This is a genomic window from Stenotrophomonas sp. 17(2023), from assembly GCF_030345315.1.
GTDB lineage: Bacteria > Pseudomonadota > Gammaproteobacteria > Xanthomonadales > Xanthomonadaceae > Stenotrophomonas > Stenotrophomonas acidaminiphila.
In genome coordinates this window covers 531,219-552,500 of the sequence record NZ_CP128405.1, presented here as the reverse complement: position 1 = coordinate 552,500, position 21,282 = coordinate 531,219, and the positions used below count along the sequence as shown (strand labels likewise).

Sequence of the window (21,282 nt, the reverse complement as noted above, 5' to 3'; positions counted from 1 at the left end):
GTCCGCGGGAACGTTCCTGCGGACGGCTCAGCCACCGGGCTTGGCGGTCTCGATGACCACGCCGAGCTCCCTGCCCGCCTCGGCCACTTTCACGCGCCGGCCATCGGCACGGGCGATCAGGTAGTCCGCAGCCACCCAGCCACTGCGCTCACCGTGGCGCACATTGCACCAGCTCAGGTCGTCCAGGCAGCGCTGCACTTCAACCGTGGTCCCCACCGGCAGGACCGCGACCCGGTCGGCGCGCGTGTCCGGCGCGCTGCGCAGGTTCAGGCCGTTGCTGCTGACCTTGGCTGGCGGCTCGACGATCTCGGGCTGGAACCACAGGACCACCGCGATGATGGCGGCGGCGGCTGCAAGGCGCGGGATGAGACGGGGCATGGCCGGTCCCTGCGGAGAAGATCGTGCATCAATACCGCGACCAGGCATCACCGCGGCTGAATCCCGCCGGGGCGATGCCTGTTTCCGTCATGCCGCCATGCCGCTGTGGCGCAGCAAGGCATCGATCCGCGGCTCGCGCCCGCGGAACGCGAGGAAATTCTCGGCCGCACTGCGACTGCCGCCCCGCGACAGCACCTCGTCGCGGAAGCGCGCGCCGGTCGCGGCGACCTGGTCGGGCGCTTCCTCGAACGCGGCATAGGCATCGGCGCTGAGCACCTCGGCCCATTTGTAGCTGTAGTAGCCGGCCGCATAGCCGCCGGCGAAGATGTGGCTGAACTGGTGCGGGAAACGGTTCCACTCCGGCGGGAAATTCACCGCGACTTCGCCACGCACGCGCTCGAGCAGCTGCAGCACGCTTTCCTGCGCCGGCTGGTACTGGCTGTGCAGCAGCATGTCGAACAGTCCGAACTCCAGCTGGCGCACGGTGAACATGCCGCTCTGGTAGTTCTTTGCCGCGAGCATCCGTTCGAACAGCGTGCGCGGCAATGGCGCACCGGTGCCCACGTGCGCGGTCATCGCCTGCACCTGCTCCCATTCCCAGCAGAAATTCTCCATGAACTGGCTGGGCAGCTCGACCGCATCCCACTCCACGCCGTTGATCCCGGCCACCGCCAGTTCGCCGATGCGGGTCAGCAGCTGGTGCAGCCCGTGGCCCATCTCATGGAAGACGGTGGTGACTTCATCGTGGCTGAAGGTAGCGGGGCTGCCGTCGCTGCCGCGGCCGAAGTTGCAGACCAGGTAGACCAGCGGGGTCTGCACGCCAGACGCGTTGACGCGGCGGTTGCGGCAATCGTCCATCCACGCACCGCCGCGCTTGCCTTCACGCGCGTACAGGTCCATGTAGAACTGCCCGACCAGCGCGCCGTCGGCATCGACCAGGCGGTAGAAGCGCACGTCCGGGTGCCAGACCGGCGCCTGGTCCGGCTGCACCCGCAGGCCGTACAGGCGCTCGATCACCGCGAACAGGCCCGCCAGTACCGTGGGCTCGGTGAAGTACTGCTTCACCTCCTGCTCGGAATAGCTGTAGCGCGCCTGCCTGAGCTTTTCGCTGGCATAGGCAAGGTCCCAGGCCTGCAGCCGGTCGATGCCCAGCTCCGCGGCGGCAAAGGCCTCCAGCTCGATGCGGTCACGCTGCGCATGGGGCCTGGCGCGCGCGGCCAGGTCGCGCAGGAAATCCAGCACCTGTGCCGGGGCCGTCGCCATCTTGGTGGCGATGGAGTACCCGGCGTAATTGTCGAACCCCAGCAGTGCGGCCAGTTCGGTGCGCAGGGCCAGGATGCGCTCGATGTTGCCGCCATTGTCGAGGGCGGCGTCGCCGAACTCGGAGGCACGCACCGCATGGGCGCGGTAGAGCGCCTCGCGCAGCGCGCGGTTGTCGGCATAGGTCTGCACCGGCAGGTAGCAGGGCATGTGCAGGGTCAGCTTCCAGCCCTGGCGGCCATCCCGGATAGCCGCGGCGCGGGCGTTGGCGAGCACGTCGGCCGGCAGCCCGGACAGTTCCGCCTCGTCTTCGACATACAGGGCGAACGCGTCGGTGGCATCGAGCACGTTCTGCGAGAACCTGGCCGACAGCGCCGACAGCTCCTGCTGGATCTGCGCGAAGCGCGCCTTGCCGGCAGCGTCGAGCTCGGCGCCCCCCAGGCGGAAATCACGCAGTGCGTTGTCCAGCACCTTGCGCCGGGCCGGGTCGAACGCCGCGGCCTCCGGCGATGCCGCCAAAGCCTTGTATTGCGCATACAGCGCCGGGTTCTGCGCCATCGTGCTGCCGAAACGGCTGATCCTGGGCAGGTTGGCGTTATAGGCCTCGCGCAGTTCCGGCGTGTCGGCCACCGCCTGCAGGTGGGCGACCTGGCCCCATGCGCGGTACAGGCGCTCGGTGGCGTCGTCCAGCGGGGTCACGAAGGTCTCCCAGCTCACCGGCGCCACGGTTTCGGCGGTCTTCACCGCGGCTTCGGCCTCGGCCAGCAGGGTGTCGATGGCCGGGGTGACGTGGCCGGGACGGATCTGGTCGAAACGCGGCAGGCCGGAGAAGTCGAGCAGGGGGTTGGAATTCATGGACGGTCCTGGAAACGGGTCCGGCGGGGCCGGCATCAGTTCCGATATGGCGACGGCTCCAGCCACGCACAAGGCAGCGCCGGCAGCCCCCGGCCGTCCACCGCCGCGGCGATGGCGGCGTCGGCGGCGGCCACGTCGATGCCCTGGCGTTCGTACCAGGCCGGGTCGTAATAGCTGTGCGCGTAGCGCTCGCCGGCATCGCACAGGATGGTGACGATGGAACCGTCGCGGCCGGCATCGCGCATCAGCTGTGCCGCCAGCAGCACGCCGATGAAGTTGGTGCCGGTGGAACCGCCGACGCGGCGCCCGAGGGTGGCGCTGACATGGCGCATGGCGGCCAGGCTCAGGGCATCGGGCACCTTGACCATCGCATCGACACAGGTGGGGATGAAACTGCGTTCCACGCGCGGGCGGCCGATGCCCTCCACGCGCGAGCCCCCCTCGCAGGCCAGGTCGCGCCAGTCGGCGCCGGCCAGCGCCGCGCAGTAGCCGTCGTAGAACACCGATACCTCCGGGTCCGCGCACATGATCAGGGTGTCGTGGCGGCGGTAGCTGACGTAGCGCCCCAGCGTGGCCGCCGTGCCGCCGGTACCCGGGCTGCAGACGATCCACTCCGGCACCGGGTGCGGCTCCTCGGCCATCTGCTTGAAGATCGATTCGGCGATGTTGTTGTTGGCACGCCAGTCGGTGGCGCGCTCGGCGTAGGTGAACTGGTCCATGAAGTGGCCGCCGGTCTCGCGCGCCAGCCGCTCCGATTCGCAGTTCAGGTCGCAGGCGCGCTGCACCAGATGGCAGCGCCCGCCCTGGAACTCGATGGCGGCGATCTTCTCCGGGGAGGTGCTGGCCGGGATCACGGCGATGAACGGCAGCCCCAGCAGGCGGGCGAAGTAGGCCTCGGACACCGCGGTCGAGCCACTGGACGCCTCGATCACCGGGCAGCCCTCGCGCAGCCAGCCATTGGCCAGCGCGTACAGGAACAGCGAACGCGCGAGGCGATGCTTCAGGCTGCCGGTCGGGTGGCTGGACTCGTCCTTCAGGTAGACGTCGATGCCGGGGAAACCGGGCAGGCCCACCGGAATCAGGTGGGTATCGGCCGAGCGGTTGTAATCGGCTTCGATCTTGCGGATGGCCGCCGCCACCCAGGCACGCTGGGACATGGATCACACACTCTGATGAAAGCTGAAGCCGATTCTACTGCGGGCGGGAACGGCCGCCGCCGGCAGCGGCGCTGCACGCCGCACGATGGTATGGTGCGCGCAGGTTTCCATCCGGACCCCGCGTGCCGCGCATCCTGCTGCCCCTGCTGCTGTGCCTGTCCCTGATCGCCGGTGCGATCGGGTCGGTGTGGTCGGCCACGGCGATGGCGATGCCGGCCGCTGCGGCCGCGGTCACCGAGGCCGTGGGCATGGACAGGGGCGTGGACCACGCCTGCTGCCACGACGGCGGCGGCATGCACGATTCCGACAGGCAGCCGCAGCCGCCGGCCGCGTCCTGCGACGACGGCAAGCACTGCGACTGCACCCAGCACTGCAACATGCTGCCCACGCCACTGGCGTCGCCGGCCGGTGCCATCGCGCGCTCAGCCGAACCCACCGACCCCACGCCGGGGCGCTACGACGTGCGCCCGCGCCAGCTGCACCGGCCACCCATCGCCTGATCCGGCTGTCGCCGCCGCGCGGCCTGCCCGCGCGTAGCCGCCATACCAAGGCCCGCAGCACGCTGCGCGGGTGACTTCGATCGTCGCCATGCGCCAGTGCCTCCCTGCAATCCGCAGTTGCCGTCCGCCTTCGCCGGTGGGCGGCCGATGGAGTTCCCATGAAAAACGATTTCCTTTCCGACCCGCGCTCGGTGCTGTCGCGGCGCCGCTTCGTGCAGGGCCTGGCCCTGGGCGGCGTCGTCGCCGGCAGCGGGCTGTGGCGCGCATCCGACGCATTGGCCGCCGTTCCCCGCACGCTGGCCGCCAGCGAGCTGCGCGGCACCGACCTGAGCCTGGCCATCGGCCGCTCGACGGTCGATTTCACCGGCCGCGCGCGCAGTGCGGTCACCGTCAACGGTTCGCTGCCGGCCCCGATCCTGCGCTGGCGCGAGGGCGATACGGTCAGCATCCGCGTGGCCAACACGCTCGCCGACGAGATGACCTCGATCCACTGGCACGGCATCCTGCTGCCGTCCAACATGGACGGCGTGCCGGGGCTGAGCTTCGACGGCATCGCCCCCGGCGAGACCTTCCAGTACCGCTTCCAGCTGCGCCAGTCCGGCACCTACTGGTACCACAGCCATTCGATGTTCCAGGAGCAGGCAGGCCTGTATGGCGCGCTGGTGATCGACCCGCTGGAGCCGCCGCCGTACCGCTTCGACCGCGAGCACGTGGTACTGCTGTCGGACTGGACCGACCTGGACCCGGCCGCGCTGTACCGGCGGATGAAGAAGATGCCGATGCACGACAACACCTACCAGCGCACGGCAGGCGACTTCATGCGCGACGCCCGCCGCGACGGCCTGCGCGCCACCCTCGCCGACCGTGGCATGTGGGGGCGGATGCGGATGACGCCGTCTGACCTGTCCGACATCAATGCCCACACCTATACCTACCTGATGAACGGGACCGCGCCGGCCGGCAACTGGACGGGGCTGTTCCGCAGCGGCGAAAAAGTACTGCTGCGTTTCATCAACGGCTCGGCGATGACCTACTTCGACGTGCGCATCCCGGGGCTGAAGATGACCGTGGTGGCGGCCGATGGCCAGTACATCCACCCGGTGAGCGTGGACGAGTTCCGCATCGCGGTGGCCGAGACGTTCGACGTGATCGTCGAGCCCAGCGGCCAGGACGCGTTCACGATCTTCGCCCAGGACATGGGCCGCACCGGCCACGCCTGCGGCACGCTGGCGGTGCGCCACGGCCTGCAGGCGCCGGTGCCGGCACTGGATCCGCGGCCGCTGCTGACCATGGCCGACATGGCCCACGACCACGGCGGCGGCCACGGCCAGATGCCGATGGCCCAGGGCGACCATGGCGGACATGCAGGGCATGGCGCCCACGGCGGGCATGGCATGAGCGGCAGCGCGCCCGAACACCCCCCCAGCGAGCGCGGCAACCCACTGGTGGACATGCAGAGTTCGGCCAGTTCGCCGCGGCTGGACGACCCCGGCATCGGCCTGCGCGACAACGGCCGCAAGGTGCTTGCCTACGCCGACCTGCGCTCGCTGTTCGAGGACCCGGACGGGCGCGAACCCGGCCGCGAGATCGAGCTGCACCTGACCGGACACATGGAGAAGTTCGCCTGGAACTTCGACGGCGTCCCGTTCGCCGGTGCCGAGCCGCTGCGCCTGAACTATGGCGAGCGCATGCGCATCGTGCTGGTCAACGACACGATGATGACCCACCCCATCCACCTGCATGGCGTATGGAGCGACCTGGAGGATGCCGACGGCTGCTTCCAGGTGCGCAAGCACACCATCGACATGCCGCCCGGCACCCGGCGCAGCTACCGCGTGCGCGCCGATGCGCTGGGCCGCTGGGCGTTCCACTGCCACCTGCTGTACCACATGGAAGCGGGCATGATGCGCGAAGTGAGGATCGAGGCATGAAGACGACGACCCGATCCCTGCTGTTCATCGCCCTGGCCGCGGCCACCGGCAGCGCCGCCGCGCAGGACGCGCATGCGGGCCATCACGACCATGGAACCACCGCGAAACCGGATCCGCATGCGGGTCATGCATCAGCGGCTCCCGCCGCATCCGCGGGGAGCGACCCGCACGCCGGCCATGCCGCGCATATGCCGACGGCGAAGCCAGTCGAACCGGCGCCCGACCCGCATGCAGGCCACGGGACGCCGGCCAGCATGTCCGGTCAAGCCGGCATGCATGCAGGCCACGCCATGCCGATGGATCATGCGTCCCACGCGATGCCGCCACAGCCGGCCGCGGACCCGCATGCCGGTCACGCGATGGAGCCGCCCGCCGGAAAATCCGCGGACGGCCATGACGCCCATGCCGGGCACGACATGCATGGCGAGCATGCGCAGCCTGCTACGGTCGACGCCCATGCCAGCCCCGTGCCTGCCACCTCTTCGGACGCGGACATGCACGCGGGCCATGGCGATCACGCCGGCCATGGCGCCGCGGCCATGCAGGTGCCGCGCGAGCCCATTGCCACGCCGACCGCCGCGGACCTGGCGGCGGCGTTCCCCACGCTCGCGCCGCATGCGATGCAGCATGCGCCCGGCATCAACAAGCTGGTGCTGTTCGACCACCTGGAAGCCTGGGACAACGCCCGCGGCAGCGGCCAGTCGTGGGCGGCCAAGGGCTGGGTCGGCAGCGACATCGACCGCCTGTGGCTGCGCAGCGAAGGCCAGCGCAGCGAGGGCCGGCTCGGCGAGTGGTCGCTGGACGCGCTCTATGGCCATTCCATCTCACCGTGGTGGGACCTGGTCGGCGGCGTCCGCCATGATGGCGGCGATGCGCCCGGGCTGACCCGCGCCGCCATCGGCGTGCAGGGGCTGGCGCCCTACAAGTTCGAATTCGCCGCCACCGCCTACCTGGGCGGGCCGCGCCGGGCCGAACTGGCGGTGGAGGCGGAGTACTCGCTGCTGCTGACCAACAGGCTGATCCTGCAACCGTCGCTGGAGGCCAGCGTGGCCGCCGACGACGACCCGCGCCGCGGCGTCGGCAGCGGACTGGGCCACGTCGGCGCCGGCCTGCGCCTGCGCTACGAGATCACCCGCCGCTTCGCGCCGTACGTCGGCTTCGTTCACGAACGCCGTTTCGGCCGCAGCGCCGACCTGCATCGCGATGCCGGGGAAGCCACCCGGGAATCGCGCTGGGTCGCCGGCGTGCGGTTCTGGTTCTGACCCCGTTCCCACGGCGGAACGCCGCGCGGCATTCCGCCCCCTTCAGAAGGAGATTCACATGAACACACTGCTGCACAGGACGATGGCCCTGCTGATCGTTGCCGGCTCCATCTTCGCCGTCGCCGCCTGCGATGCCGCACCGCCAGCGGCGGCGGGCAAGCCGCCGGCAGCCGGGCATGCCGCCCGCACGGCGCAGGTCGTGCACGTCCACAAGGACGCCAACTGCGGCTGCTGCAACGGCTGGATCGAGCACATGCGCGCGGCCGGTTTCACCGTGGTGGCCCATGACAGCGCCGACATGGCGGCGGTGAAGCAGCGCCTGGGCATTCCGCTGTCGCAGGCGTCGTGCCATACCGCCGAAGTCGGCGGCTACGTGCTGGAAGGCCACGTTCCGGCCGCGGACGTGCAGCGCCTGCTGCGCGAGAAGCCGGCCGCGCGTGGGCTGGTGCTGCCGGGCATGCCCATCGGGTCGCCGGGCATGGAGTCGCCCGATGGCCGCCGCGACGCGTTCACGGTCACCCTGCTCGGCAAGGACGGCACCCTGCAGCCCTACGCCCGGCACCCCTGACCGGCGCGCAACGGCGGCGGCATCCGGGAACGCGGCCCGCCGCGTTCCCGGTGCGTTGCCGCGCGCCGCTCTAGAATCGTCCCTCCCCCTCACCAGGAACAACGCCATGAGCCTGAACGCTCTCCGCCAGCAGCCCGGCATGGCTGCGCAGCCGCCGGCCGAGACCACCGGCTTCGTCTTCAACCACACCATGCTGCGGGTCAAGGACATCACCGCTTCGCTGGATTTCTACACCCGCGTGCTCGGCTTCCGCCTGGTCGACCGGCGCGATTTCCCCGAGGCCGCGTTCAGCCTGTACTTCCTGGCGTACGTGCCGGAAGGCATGCAGGTGCCCGAGGACGACGCCGCGCGCCGGCTGTGGATGGCCGGTATGCCCGGCGTGCTGGAGCTGACCCACAACCATGGCACCGAGCACCAGGACGGCCCGGTCTACCACGACGGCAACAGCGAACCGCGCGGCTTCGGCCACATCTGCGTGTCGGTGCCGGAGCTCGAAGCGGCCTGCGCGCGCTTCGAACAGCTGGGCGTGCCGTTCCAGAAGCGCCTGCAGGACGGGCGCATGAAGAACCTGGCCTTCATCAGGGACCCGGACGGCTACTGGGTGGAGATCATCGGCAACCGCTGAGGTTGCCGTTCGCCGCGGCCGGTGCATGGGCCGCGGCGACTGCTGCGTTGCATTGCATGCCGGGCCGGCGCGTCAGCCGCGGCCCGGTGCCGGGGTCATGACGTCGCCTGCTCGCGCTCGATGCGCTCGGTCTCCGCCGCCAGCAGTTCCGGGTGCAGGTCGAACTGGTCGGACAGCAGCAGGGTACGTGCGGCCTCGGTGACCTCGATGCGCTCGGCCTGCAGCAGGTCGCCGTCGCGGAACAGTTCGATGTAGCTGTCCAGCACGCCGGACAAGGTGCCCTGGGCGGTATCCGGCGCCGCCAGCACCAGCTGCAGGCCCAGCGAGCGCAGGTAGTTGGTGGTGGCGCGCGCGTTCTGCGCGTCGATCTTGTCGCCGAACTCGTCGAGCAGGATCAGCCCCAGCCCGCCTGGCTGCGCCTCGCTCTTGCCGTAGGCCGCGGCCAGCGCGGCACCGGCGATCACATACAGCGGCGCGCGGTGTTCGCCACCGGAGCCCGAGCGCATGCGTTCGCTGAGGCTGCCGATCACCCGGTCCTCCTGGCGGATCTGCACCTCGAAGCGGAAGAAGCGGCGGTAGTCGTCCAGCGGCGAATTGGCCACGTGGGTGGCGGCCTTGTCCTCGACCAGCGCACGGAACGCCTCGGGCACCTGGCCGGCGCTCTCGAACAGCGTGTCCTCGCCACCGATGTCGGCGGCGCGCTGGATGAAGCGGTGCAGGTCGCGGAACTCCGGCACCACCTCGTAGTGGAACTGGTAGCGCTCGTTGTTGGAAAACGCCGGACTGGCGCGCAGGGTGCGGTTGAGCGTGGCGATCTGGGTCCTGAGCCGGGTGAAGTTGTCGTACAGGGTGGACGCCACGCCGGTGCGGAAGGTGTCCACCGCGGTGGCATAGGCCTGGCGCGCCTCCTCCTCGTACTGCACCAGCTCGGTGTCGCGCAGCTGGGTGAGTTCGCGCTGCAGCACGATGCGCGCCGGGCGCCAGGCGCTGGCATCGAAATCCAGTTCCAGCCCATGGTCGCGGGCGTACTGCGCCAGTCCGCTCCAGGCCTCCGGCAGCAACCGCGCCAGCTGCGCGTCGCTGTCCCTGGCACGCTCCTCGCAGCGGCGTGCGCGCTCTTCCAGCGACGGGTGCTTTTCGTCCAGTTCCTCACGCTGGCGCTCGACCCGGTTGGGGTCGACGTCCGGATCGGCGAAGGCTTCCACCGCGCGCCGCGCGACCAGCTCCTCCTGCTGGCGCAGGCCCTCGAGCAGGCCATGGGTGCGTTCGAGATTGGCCGCCGCCACGGCCTCCTGGCCGACCAGCGCATCGGCGCGCTGCTCGCAGCCGGCGAGCTGGGCATTCAGTTCGCGCAGCTGTTCGGACAGGCGCAGCAGGTCCGGGTCCAGCGCCGCCAGCCGGCTTTCCTGCGCACTGCGGTAACGCTCGGCCACCTGGCGATGCTCGAGCACGCGCTCGTGCAGCGCCTGGGCGACGGCGTCGGCATCGGCCAGCCGTGCCAGCCCGCGCTGGCAGTCGTCGGCCCGGCGCAGGCGCGGTTCGATCTGGCGCAGCGCCTGTTCGGCCTTCTCGATTTCCTCGTGCAGCACCCGCAGCCGTGCGCGGTTGTCGGACGCGCCGATGCGCAGGTCGCCCGCGGCCGGCAGGCGCAGGCGTTCGATGCTGCCGCCGCGCGCGAGCAGGCCGTCGCGGGTCAGGCCCTGGCGGCTGCGCACCAGTTCGGCCTCGGTCTCCACGCAGCGCAGCTCGCCGAGCTGGCGGCGCAGGAATGCCAATGCGTCGGCATTGACGCCTTCCAGAAGCGCGGCGACGCTGCCGCTCTCCGGCTCGTCGGCGCCACGCGACCTGCGTGCATGGCTGGACAGTGCCAGCTTGACGCCATACACCGAGCGCCCGCCGGACAGGCCACGGTACAGCTTGACCGCGCGTTCCTCGTCCTTGTCCGGGATCAGCAGCGCCTCGACGTTGCTGCGCAGGTACCCCTCGATGGCGTGCTGCCAGGTCGCGTCGGTGACCCGCACCAGGTCGCACACCGGGCGCGCGTCGATGCCGGCATCGCGCAGGTAGCTCATCAACCGCACGGTATCCGGGTTCAGCTCGGCCTGGCCGGCAGCCAGCCGCTTCTGGTTCTGGCGCGCGGTTTCCAGCGCATCGCGCGCCTTGTCGTGCGCGGCATGCAGCTGGCGCGCATGGCGGTCGACACGCTCGCGCAGCGGCGCGGCCGCATGCAGCGCCTGGCGGGCGCGCGCGAACAGGTCTTGCGGAGCCCAGGGCAGCGCGTCCTCGGCGGCCAGCGCCGACAGTTCGGCGTGCCAGACATCCCACGCTTCGCGCGCGGCGGCCAGCGCGGTGCTGTCGACGTCGTCGAGCGCGAGCGCATCGAGCTGGCGGAACTGCTCGCGCACGAAGCCGACTTCGCGCACCAGGTCCTTCTTCAGCTGGGCAAGGCGGTCGCGGTCGCGGCCGGCCAGTTCGTCCAGCTGCGCCTGCTCGCCGTAGCCGGCACTGCCCTGCAGGCGTGCGTTGGCGCGGGCCTGTTCCTCGCGCAGGGTGTCGCGTTCGACGCGGGTATCGGCAAGGCGGCGGCGGGTGTCGGCCAGCGTGTCCTCAGCGGCGGCCAGCGCGCCTTCGGCCTGGTCCAGCTGCTCGCTGTACAGGTCGCGGGCGTACTCGGCGGCCAGCGCGCGCGCCGAGGCGGCGCGGGTGGCCTGCGCGGCGATCTTCTCGTACTGGCGCTCGGCGCCTTCGGCGGCGTCGATGCGCTGGCGGACCTGCTCGATCTTCTCCTTGATCTGGCGGAAGCTGTCCAGCAGCGCGCGGAAGCGGGCGATGTCGGTGGGCCGGTCCTCGGCCACCAGGGTACGCACGAACAGGTCCACGTCCTCGACGCGCTGCAGGTTCAGCGCGTTGAGGAAGGCCTTGCGGTAGGCATTGAGGTCGGGGTTGGCCGCCGGGCTGGCGCGCAGGCGCAGCAGCAGGTCGCGCAGGAAGCGCTCGGCATTGGGATGCAACTGCGGCGTTTCGCCCACGTCCTTGCAGCGGCGGGCGATGTGCTCGCGGAAAGTACTCCAGGCCAACGGCAGTTCCTTGCCCTTGACCTGCTCCAGGTGTTCGTCCAGCTCCAGCGCCACCCCGGGCAGCAGGTACAGCCCGTGCGTGCGGTGTTCGGGTTCATCGACCGAGGCGCCGAGCGCGATGCCGGCAGTCAGCGGCACGCCGGTCTCGGTGTCGCGGAACACCAGCGAGATGTAGGTGGTGGCGGTGCGCCGCTTGCGCCCTTCCTCGCCACTGCGGAACACGCCCAGGCAGTAGTCGCGGATGGTGCGCGCACGGTGGCTGCCGCCGGCCTGCGCGTTGAAGCGGATGCGGCTGCGGTCGCCGCCCAGCAGGACGATCTGCAGGGCGTCGAGCAGCGCGCTCTTGCCGGCGCCGTTGGGCGCGATGATGGCGCTGGTCGCGTCCAGCTGCAGGCTCTGCGCCTCGAACAGGAAGAACTGGACCAGGTGGATGCGTTCAAGCTGCTGCATCGTCGTCCTCCAGGCCCGCGTCGCCCGCCTCGTCGCGGTTGTGCTGGTCCAGGCGCTGCAGCCATTGCTCGCCGACGATCTCGACGATGGCCGGGCGCACGCGCAGGTGGAACGGCTGCGGGTCGTCGCCTTCGGACTCCACCAGCCGGCACACGCCCCAGCGCCTGAGCGTGCGCGCCAGCGCGCGCAGCGCGCCCACATCCGGCATCGCGCGGCCGGTCAGCGCCTGCCAGCTTTCCTGCAGGTCCGGCAGTTCCACCACTACTTCGCCGTGGTCCTCGATCAGGCCCTGGCGCATGGCCTCGTCGTAGCGCTGGCGCAGCACCAGCAGGGCCAGGGTTTCGTCCAGCGTCACCGGCGTACCTTCGCCATGCGCCGGCAGCGCCACCACGTAGCGGTAATGGGCGTTGCGCTCCAGGCGGATGCCCAGCGGCTCCAGCGCGGCGACGAAATCGGGGTAATGATCTTCCACCAGGTGGTAGGCCACGCGCGAACGCGTGTCGGCGGCGTACAGCACCTGCTCGGTGGCCAGGCGGTAGGCGGCGCGCTCGAAGTCCTGCACGGCGTAGGTGCCGTTGGACATCTGGCTCAGGGTGTTCCAGCTGCGTTTCATGCGGTTTCCGGGAGTTTTGCGCCGACCCGCAGGATGCGGAAGCGCGGGCCGCGCAGGTAATCGTTGTCGTCGCCATCGCCGGCATCGAGCAGCTCGACGCGGAAGCCGCGCAGCAGCCGGCCGAGCGGATCCTCGCGGCGCAGGCCGCCGCTGCGATTGCCGCGCAGGGCGAGCGTGAGCAGGGTCTGGTAGGCGCGCAGGTCCTCGATGCTGGCGATGTCCAGCCGTGCCGAGTCGATCGCCGCGCCCTGCTGCAGGTGGCGGCCGACGTAGCGCGCCATGTCCTCGGCGTTGACCAGGCGCGCGCGCTTCATCCGCCGCAGCAGCGACAGCCGCGCCAGCTGCTCGGGGGTCGGCGGCGTGGTGGCATTGGCGCTGCGCGGAATCGGCGCCGGCTTGCGGTGCGGCGGGCGCAGGCGCGCCTCGTCCATCAGCGGACCCGGCGCCACCGGCAGCCGCAGCGCTTCCTCCGGGGCCGACAGCACGCCGCGGCAGGCGCGGCGCAGCAGCACGTCGAGCCGGTCGGGTGCGCGCAGGCGGTAGTCGAGGAATGCCAGCGCGCGGCGGTTGGCCTGGCGGATGTCCTCGTCCAGGCGGGCCAGGTATTCGTCGATGCGTTCCAGCTCGCGCAGCCGCCCCAGGCTGCGCGACAGCCGCTGCTGGGCGCGCGCGGCGTCGCCGCCGGTCACGTGCTCGCCGTACCAGGCCACCAGCGCTTCGCGCTGCGCGCCGGACTCGAGCTGCTGCACCATCGCCAGGATCGAGCTGCGCCGCGCCATCGGGTGGTCGGCGCGGTGCAGCTCGGCGTAGTCGCCGATGAACAGCTGGCCGACGTAGCGCTCGAACCACTGCCGGGCGAACTGCGCGGTGGTCTCGGCCTTGCTCAGTTCCGGCATCAGGTCGCGTACCTGCAGGCTCATCGAGGCCAGCGACACCAGCAGGCGCCGCGCCTGGTCGGCGGCCTCGTCGAGGATGCCGCCGTCCAGGCGGCCTTCGGCGACCTGCTGCAGCTGCAGCTCCACCGAACGCATCTTGGCCGAGACGAAGGTCGGGCCATGCTCGCTGAACTCCACCAGGGTGGACAGCAGCTGCGCCACCATCGGCGGCATGGTCACCATCTCGCGCGCGCCGATGCGTTCCTGGCGCAGCCAGCCGGCGGCGCGGAAGCGGTCGTGGATGGCGCCGGCACGCATGTTCAGCGGCGCGTCCGGGGCCTGGCCGTCCTCGTCTTCCCACGGGTCGTCGGTGAGCAGGTAGCGCTCGATCGCGGCGGTGATCTCGCGGCGCGGAAAGCCGTGGCTGGGCGGCACCGGGGCGTCCGGGCCGAAGAACTCGTCGAACATCCGGCACAGCAGCGACCAGTAGTTCTGGCGGTTGGCCGAGGCCAGCGGGCCGAAGATGCCGGCGGGTACGACCGAGAACAGCGGCGGGGTGGTCGTGGCGGTGGTGGTGGTCAAAACGTCGGGGTCCTGCAGCTTCCTGCCGTGCGGCGGCGATTGTGGCATATCGCCGCCGCCGGCGGCCCCCGGGGCGGGGGCTTGCCGGGGCCGCAACGACGACGGGCGCCACAGGGGCGCCCGTCGCGGGAAACGGCCCGGGCGGCGGCTCAGAACTTCTGCGTGTAGCGCAGGTAGAGGATGCGGCCGTAGGCGTTGTACAGGTTGAAGTTCCAGGGCCGGCCGTCGGTTTCGACCAGCTGCGGGTAGCGGTTGCCCACGTTGTTGGCGCCCAGGGTGATGCCGGCGTTCCACGGCGCCTTGTAGGTCAGCGCCAGGTCATGGGTGACATAGCTGCCCACGTGCGTGCCCGGGTCGCCGGCCAGGAAACCGAAGGTCGGCTTGACCCCGGGGTTGCGCTGGTCGCCGATGTAGTTGACGTTCCAGTTTACGCTCCAGTCCCCGTGGCTCCAGATGTTGCGCAGGCTGCCCCGCATCTCCGGGGCGGCCGCCCAGCCCAGCCGGTCCTTGACCGTGGCCCCGTCGGTCACCTTGAACTCCAGCACGCGCGCCACCTGCAGCCAGCTCTCCAGCCGGCCCCAGCCACCGCCGTCGAAGCGGCCGCGCAGGTTCAGGTCCAGGCCGCGGGTGCTGAGGTCGCCCTCGTTGGCATAGGCGGTGTTGATCTCGCGGATGGAGCCGTTGGCGCGGCGCTCCACCGAGGTGCCGGCCGGCAGCGGCAGCCCATGGTTGTCGAATTCGACCAGCTCCTGGTACTCGATCAGGCGGATGCGGTCGTCGATCCTGATGTGGTAGTAGTCCAAGGTCAGGTTCAACCAGTCCAGCGGGTCCCAGGCCAGGCCCAGGCTGTACTGGCGGGAATGCTCGGAGCCCAGCGCGGGGTTGCCGCTGGACCAGGTATCGACCTGGTAGCTGACGTCCTTGCTGACCGGACCATCGGCGATGCCGTCGTTGTTCGCATCGCCGCCGCACTCGGCGGACGAATAGCCCACCGCCAGGCAGCTGCGGTAGTCCTGCACGTGCTCGGCCGAGAACGAACGCTTTGCATGGATGCTGTTGAGGTTGGGTGCGCGGAAGCCCTTGCCGGCCGAGCCGCGCAGGGTCAGGTTGGGCAGCGGCTGCCAGCGCAGCGAAAGCTTGGGCGACAGGTCGCCGCCGTAGTCGCTGTAGCGGTCGTAGCGGGCGGCCAGGGTGAAATCGAACCCCTCCATCACCGGCAGCAGCCATTCGGCGAAGGCCGCCTGCACGCGGCGGCTGCCGGCGGCCGAGTTGCCCGACGAACCGGCCACGGCGCCGGCTTCGGACAGCGAATCGTATGTGTCGGCGTAGTCCTCGCTGCGCGACTCCAGGCCGAACGCCACCGCCGAGCGCCCGCCGGCCATGTCGAACAGGTCCAGGCTGGCGTTGGCATAGAGCTCGTCGATGACGAACTTGCCCTCGCGGCTGGTGGTGGTGGTGAAGCCCTTGATGACCTCGTCCGGGTTGCCGAACGGATCGCGCAGGTTGTAGCGGCCGTCGGCCGCGGCCGCCTCGGCCAGGGCGGTGACGATGTAGCCGCGTCCCTGGTCGCGCAGGCGGGCGTCACTGCGGCGCACGCCGGCATCGATGCTGAGCCGGTCGTTGACCTGCCAGTCCATGCCGACACCCAGGTCGAGCACGGTGTTGTCGATGTAATTGTCGCGGTTTCCGGCCGCCGCATAGCGGTGGTAGATGAAGGCGCCCAGGCCGTCGCCGGGCACCGGGTCGTTGGGCGAGTCCTCGGCCACGTAGAGCACCCCGGGCGTCGGTGCGTAGCGGCCGAAGCTGCTGGCGTGGCTGTAGCTGGCGGTGGAGTACAGCGACACCGCGTCGTTGACCTGCAGCGTGCCGCGCGCGAACAGCGCCTTGTTCTTGATCGAGGCCTCGTTGGCGGCCACCGCGTTGTAGTCGTAGACGCAGTTCCTGCCGTTCATCCAGAAATTCGGATCCTTGCAGGCATAGCCCGGCAGCGCACCACCGGCATCGCCCTCCTCGCCCGGGCTGGTCGCGCTCTCGAAGTAGAAGTTGTTGCCATAGGGCGAGCTGCCGCGCGTGCCGCCGCCGAGCTGGTCGCGGGTGAACACGATGCCGCGCGCGTTGTAGGACGCACCGAACATCAGGTTGCCGCGCTCGCCGGAAGTGCCGAACAGGATCGATCCTTCTTCGGTGTCGCCGCCGGCCACGTCGGGCGAGCCCCTGCCGATGCGCAGTTCGGCACCATCGAAATCCTTGCGCAGGATGATGTTGACCACGCCGCCGATGGCGTCCGAACCGTACAGCGCCGAGGCACCGTCGGACAGCACCTCGATACGCTCCACCGCCGCCATGGGGATGGTGTTGAGGTCGGCATTGCTGCCCAGCGACGGGGCGTATGGCGCGCGGCGACCGTCGACCAGCACCAGGGTGCGGTCGGAGCCGATGCCGCGCAGGTTGACGTCGGACACGCCCTGGGCACTGCTGCCCGAGCGCGGGCTGAAGTTGCCGAACGAAGCAAAGGTGGTGTCGCGCAGCACGTCGGCCACCGAGACATGGCCACTGGCGTCGATCGCGGCGCGGTCGATCACGGTGACCGGCACCGCGCCCTCGACGTCGGCGCGCTTGATGCGCGAGCCGGTGACCTCGATCCGGTCCAGGCTGCGCACGTCCGGCTGCGACTGCGCCAGGGAAGCGAACGGGACCAGTGCGGCGGCGATTCCCAGCGGGAGCACGGCCAGCCGGACGGCCGGCTTGGAACAGCGATGTTTCACGGATTTCTCTCCTGGTGATGTTAGTGAGGCGTTAACGCCACACGACGTTAATAAGCCGCTCACGCCACTGCGCCGCATGCCCTGTCCATTGGGTTTGCAGGGTCTGTCGACAGCGCCCGAGCGCCACTGCGGTACAGCGACGGCGACACGCCGAAACGGGTGCGGAACGCACGCGAGAAGCTGCAGTTGTTCTCGAAGCCGCTGGCCGCTCCCACCTCGGTGATGGACAGCGACGTATCGCGGATCAGGCGCGCGCTGCTGGCCAGCCGCAGCCGCACCGACGTGGCCTGTGGGCATTCGCCGTAGACCGCGCGGAAGGTCTTGGTGAAGTACCAGACCGACATGCTGCTGAGTTCGGCCAGCTCGCCGATCCTGACCACCCGGTGGGTATGCCCTTCGATGTACTGCAGCGCGCGCTGCATGCGTGCATAGACCTGGCGCCGGTGCGACAGCGAACGCCCCGGGCAACGCGCGATCAGCGCCTGCTGGCCCTGCTGCAGCCCGGCCAGCGCGCGCAGCAGCCGCTCCACCTGCCAGCGGTCGGCAAGCGTGGCCTGCATGCCCCGGGCCGGCCGCCCCAGCACCGCATGCCAGCGACGCGCCAGCAACCGCCGCGCCAGCGCCGGTACGGTGCCGCGGCCCGGGAACAGCGCCAGCTGCGGCGAGCGCAGCAACTGCATCTGCAGGGCGGCCGGCAGCACCAGCCCGACGGCGATGGTGCGCTCGCCGGCGTGCAGCAGCGGGTGGGCGCCGCGGTCGAAGTGGATCCACTGGCCGGCGTCGAGCCGGAATGTCCCGACACGCGCGACGATGTCCAGGCCACCCCTGAGCACCAGCCAGAACGACGCCTCGGCACCGCCGAGCGCGAGGCTGGCGCCGCGCGCGAGCGTCGCCAGCAACGGCACGTCGGCATCGCCTCCACGCTCCAGTTGCCGCGTATCACCGCGGTCGAGCCACATCACCTGCACTTGCACCTGCATGACCACTCCTTTCTAGGAACTGGTCATCTGTTTGCGCGTTCGCGCCCTGAAATGCCGGAAATGTGGCCGAAATCTTTCCGAAATCCGGGGGTTTCGCTGGCGGGCCGGCAGACAGTGCGTCCGCATGGCGGACAGGCGGACACCGCGGACACCCGCGCCGGTGCTGGATGGATTCCGCTTCCGGCGTCCGCGGCGGACACACGAACGCGCAGGCCCGCACCAGAACGGTGCGGGCCTGCGCGTCCGGCAAGCAGTGCGGGATCAGTTGCGCCGACGTGCGTGGCGCCTGTACTCGGCCTCGTCGATGGCTTGCATTTTCTGGACCGCGCAGCGCCCGGTCCGGTTGCTGACCACGCTGCCCTGGCTGCAGACCACGTTCTCACGGCCATCGGTGGCGATCACGATGCTGGAGCTCCTCATCATCGCGTCGCAGTAGCGACCGAAGTCGAGGCGGAGATACGTGCCTTCATCGGCGATGACCATGCCCTCGCCGCCCGCACGCGCGGCCTTGTACTGGCCGGACAGGGTGACGCAGGACGGGGGCGCGGCGTCACCCTGCTTGCCAGCCGCCAACGCGTCCGCCGGCAGCATGGCGGCGGACGCGGCCAGGCCCAGGACGATCATCAGATATCGGTACATGGTGCTTTCCTTCTTCATGCCGTGCCCGGCATGGGCACGGATGCAAGGCTAGACAGCGCGCACCGCCGCCGAATCTGCTTTAAGTCGCGATGACCAAGGGCCGGGGATGACGCCAAGGCATGCAAACAATGCGGCCACGGGCGCACGTGGCGCAGTGCAAAGACATCGCCTGGCTGAACGCATGCGCGCGACCTGACCAAAGGCACATGCCGCTGCGCCGCTGGCGACAGCATCCTCGGGCCGTGATGGAACCGGCGCCGCGGCGCGGCATCGCATCGGATGGATGCGGGCCGCTTGCCGCATGTGCGCTGCGCGCCATCTCCATGATCAGGGCGGGGCATGCTGGCCAAGCCTGCACACGGGCAGACCGGCAGAATGGAAGAGCAGGCAGTGAGTGGCGTAGGTGATACCGGCAACGCGGCGCGAGCGCGGATGCCCGCGAATGCGATCCTGCGTGTGGGCGACCACGACATCGATCTGGACCGACGCACCGTGGTCTCGCGCATCGACGGTGGATCGCGGCGGGTGACCCGCAAATCGCTGCAGGTGTTGCGCGTACTCGTGGATGAAGCCGGCAAGGTGGTGAGCCGCGAAACGCTGCTGGCGCGCGTATGGCCCGATACGCTGCCCACCGACGACGTGCTGACCCAGGCCATCGCCCTGCTGCGCAAGGCGTTCGGCGACGATCGCGGCGCCCCGCGCTACATCGAGACCATCGCCAGGGGCGGCTACCGCCTGCTGGCGGCGCATGCCTGGCTGGCGGCTCCGGCCGCGATCGCCGACCCGACGCCCGACGCCACCGTGGATGCCCCTGTGGCCGCGGCGGACCGCGCGCCGGCAGCAGCTGCCGTCGTCCGGCGCGGATGGCGGCGATGGTGGCCGCTGGCCGCGGCAGTCCTCCTGTTGGCGGCGGCGCTGGTGCTGCCTGCACGGTTCGCACGCAACGCCGTACCTGCGGCAGCGGCGGGCCCCGCGCGCGAAGCGTCGCTGCAGTACCGCGCCATCGTTTCCTCGCCCGAGCAGGAAACCGCGCCGCGCCTGTCGCCGGATGGCACGCAACTGGTGTTCGCACGCCAGGATCCGCCCGCTGGCGGGCAACGCCTGTACCTCCAGCGCACGTCGCAGGCCAGCGCGCAGCCGTTCACCTTCCCCGCCGGCGGGGAACAGGACAGCCTGCCGGCATGGTCGCGCGATGGCCGCCAGATCGGGTTCGTGCGCAGGTCCAGCCACGGCTGCCACTTCATGCTGGCCGCGGCCGACGGCGGCAACGCACGCGTGGCCGGCCCCTGCGCGGGCCGCGACACGCAGCCGTTCGACTGGACGCCCGATGGCAGCGCGCTGGTGGCCGGCGGCATGCGCGCGGACAACGGCAGCGCCCTGCACCGGCTCGACCTGGCCAGCGCACGCTGGCACGCGCTGGCCTACGACGTCGACCGCGACGCCATCGACTCGCTGCCACGCCACTCGCCCGATGGCCGCTGGCTCGGCTTCCGCCGCGGCACCACGCTGGCCGACCTGTGGCTCATGCCCGCGGCCGGCGGCACGCCACGCCGCGTCACCTCCCTGCGCGGCGACATCCGCGGCTGGAGCTGGCTGCCCGACAGCAGCGGTCTCGTCTTCAGCCTGGTCAAGGATGAAGTCCGGCTGTTCCGCGTCGACCTGGCCGGCGGCGCGCCGGTGCCGTTGCCGGTACTGGCCGGCGGCAACCCGACCTACCCCGACATCGCCGCCAGGCATTGGTCGATGGTGTTCGAGATCGACCGCCTGCGCAGCGGCATGTTCCGCTTCCGCACCGACGGCAGCGGCGGCGGCGAGCCGGTGTTCGCGTCCAGCGGCGTGGACCTCACCCCCGGCATCTCGGCCGACGGCAGCACCCTGGCCTTCGTTTCCGACCGCAGCCTGCACGCGCAGCTGTGGATCGGCCAGCCGGCGCATCCGCAGACGCTGCGCGCGGTCGCGGGCCTGGTGCCGGTACCGCGCCATCCGCCGGTATGGTCCGGCGACGGCCGCAGGCTGCTGGTGATCGGCCGCGGTGACGGCGGCGACCGCCTGTTCGAGGTCGAGGTCGGCAGCGACACGGTGAAGCCGCTGCCGGTACCGGCGCCGTCGCCGGCCTTCGCTGCCTACACCGACCGCGCCGACCGCCTGCTGGTGGGCACCGACGCGGGCAAGGGCCGCCTGCAGCTGCTGCTCTATTCGCTGCCGGACTGGCGCCGCATCGCTTCGCTGGACGACGTGGCCGTCGCCCGCCATGACCCGGTCGGGCGCCGGGTCTGCTTCACCCGGCCGGCGCGGACCGGCCTGTGGTGCGCCGACCTGCAGCTGCAGTCGGTCGTCCAGTACGACAGCCGTCTCCCGGACGCGGCCCATTACCGCGAGTGGAGCATCGTCGCCGGAACGCCGTACTACAGCGGGCCGGTCGATGGCTGCAGGACCGCCTGGCTGCCGCTCGGCGACAAGCATCCGGTGGGCGGCACGCGGCGCTGCCTGATCGCCGCGCAGGCCACGCTGGCCGGTTCCAGCAGCGTCGATGGCGAGGGTCGCTGGTTGTACGCGTCATTGCCGCTGGAGCACGACATCGACGTCGGCTGGACCTCGCTGCAGGCGTGGGCCACGACCGCACGCTAGCGGCATGCGACCGCCGCAGGGCGGACCGGCCGGTGGGCGGGGGAGTTCGGCGGACACGCCTGTCACCTGCCTGCGCTAAGGTCGGGCACCGCCTTGCCAACGCGCCCCGCCATGCCCGCCACCGGTCCCGCCGCCGC

15 protein-coding genes are annotated in these 21,282 nt (G+C 70.7%); 6 read left to right on the top strand and 9 right to left on the bottom strand.

The window, feature by feature from the left end; genetic code table 11:
* Nucleotides 1-27: 27 nt before the first annotated feature.
* The 3 genes from QQA12_RS02365 to QQA12_RS02355 form a co-directional block, all read right to left on the bottom strand.
* Entirely contained in the window at nt 28-378 is a 351-nt protein-coding gene (locus QQA12_RS02365) for an SH3 domain-containing protein (RefSeq protein WP_054662080.1), read from the bottom strand.
* An 87-nt stretch (nt 379-465) separates the two neighbouring features.
* Nucleotides 466-2,493, bottom strand: a complete 2,028-nt coding sequence (locus QQA12_RS02360) for a M3 family metallopeptidase (protein WP_226050463.1) — start codon at nt 2,491-2,493, stop codon at nt 466-468.
* Between the two features lie 35 nt (nt 2,494-2,528).
* The gene (locus QQA12_RS02355; protein ID WP_054662074.1) at nt 2,529-3,650 is read right to left on the bottom strand and encodes a PLP-dependent cysteine synthase family protein; all 1,122 of its coding nucleotides are present in this window, start codon (nt 3,648-3,650) and stop codon (nt 2,529-2,531) included.
* A gap of 122 nt (nt 3,651-3,772) precedes the next feature.
* Here QQA12_RS02355 and QQA12_RS02350 point away from each other — a divergent pair, with 122 nt between their 5' ends.
* The 5 genes from QQA12_RS02350 to gloA all read left to right on the top strand — a co-directional run bounded on the left by QQA12_RS02350 (nt 3,773) and on the right by gloA (nt 8,536).
* Complete coding sequence (locus QQA12_RS02350) at nt 3,773-4,150, top strand: CopL family metal-binding regulatory protein (protein ID WP_226050464.1); 378 nt, start codon at nt 3,773-3,775, stop codon at nt 4,148-4,150.
* A gap of 158 nt (nt 4,151-4,308) precedes the next feature.
* On the top strand, nt 4,309-6,081 hold the full coding sequence (locus QQA12_RS02345) for a copper resistance system multicopper oxidase (RefSeq protein ID WP_226050465.1): 1,773 nt from the start codon (nt 4,309-4,311) through the stop codon (nt 6,079-6,081).
* A 494-nt stretch (nt 6,082-6,575) separates the two neighbouring features.
* Nucleotides 6,576-7,343, top strand: coding sequence for a copper resistance protein B (locus QQA12_RS02340; RefSeq protein WP_225546677.1), 768 nt, complete (start codon nt 6,576-6,578; stop codon nt 7,341-7,343).
* Nucleotides 7,344-7,401: 58 nt separating this feature from the next.
* Nucleotides 7,402-7,911: a DUF411 domain-containing protein gene (locus tag QQA12_RS02335; protein WP_182212582.1), complete on the top strand. Its 510-nt coding sequence runs from the start codon at nt 7,402-7,404 to the stop codon at nt 7,909-7,911.
* 106 nt (nt 7,912-8,017) lie between these two features.
* Entirely contained in the window at nt 8,018-8,536 is a 519-nt protein-coding gene (gene gloA, locus QQA12_RS02330; RefSeq protein ID WP_226050466.1) for a lactoylglutathione lyase, read from the top strand.
* Between the two features lie 95 nt (nt 8,537-8,631).
* Here the strand turns inward: gloA and QQA12_RS02325 are convergent, their stop codons facing one another.
* From QQA12_RS02325 to QQA12_RS02300, 6 genes are all read right to left on the bottom strand, one after another.
* On the bottom strand, nt 8,632-12,063 hold the full coding sequence (locus tag QQA12_RS02325; RefSeq protein WP_182212583.1) for an SbcC/MukB-like Walker B domain-containing protein: 3,432 nt from the start codon (nt 12,061-12,063) through the stop codon (nt 8,632-8,634).
* Entirely contained in the window at nt 12,050-12,676 is a 627-nt protein-coding gene (locus QQA12_RS02320) for a DUF4194 domain-containing protein (protein WP_054662059.1), read from the bottom strand. The genes QQA12_RS02325 and QQA12_RS02320 overlap by 14 nt, the downstream gene beginning before the upstream one ends.
* Complete coding sequence (locus tag QQA12_RS02315) at nt 12,673-14,133, bottom strand: Wadjet anti-phage system protein JetA family protein (RefSeq protein ID WP_226050467.1); 1,461 nt, start codon at nt 14,131-14,133, stop codon at nt 12,673-12,675. The genes QQA12_RS02320 and QQA12_RS02315 overlap by 4 nt, the downstream gene beginning before the upstream one ends.
* 149 nt (nt 14,134-14,282) lie before the next feature.
* Complete coding sequence (locus tag QQA12_RS02310; protein WP_182212585.1) at nt 14,283-16,898, bottom strand: TonB-dependent receptor; 2,616 nt, start codon at nt 16,896-16,898, stop codon at nt 14,283-14,285.
* Nucleotides 16,899-16,957: 59 nt separating this feature from the next.
* Nucleotides 16,958-17,878, bottom strand: a complete 921-nt coding sequence (locus tag QQA12_RS02305; RefSeq protein WP_056931101.1) for an AraC family transcriptional regulator — start codon at nt 17,876-17,878, stop codon at nt 16,958-16,960.
* A 261-nt stretch (nt 17,879-18,139) separates the two neighbouring features.
* Nucleotides 18,140-18,535: a hypothetical protein gene (locus QQA12_RS02300; protein ID WP_056931100.1), complete on the bottom strand. Its 396-nt coding sequence runs from the start codon at nt 18,533-18,535 to the stop codon at nt 18,140-18,142.
* A 414-nt stretch (nt 18,536-18,949) separates the two neighbouring features.
* Between QQA12_RS02300 and QQA12_RS02295 the strand changes: the two genes are divergently transcribed.
* The gene (locus QQA12_RS02295; RefSeq protein WP_226050468.1) at nt 18,950-21,145 is read left to right on the top strand and encodes a winged helix-turn-helix domain-containing protein; all 2,196 of its coding nucleotides are present in this window, start codon (nt 18,950-18,952) and stop codon (nt 21,143-21,145) included.
* Nucleotides 21,146-21,282: the final 137 nt, after the last annotated feature.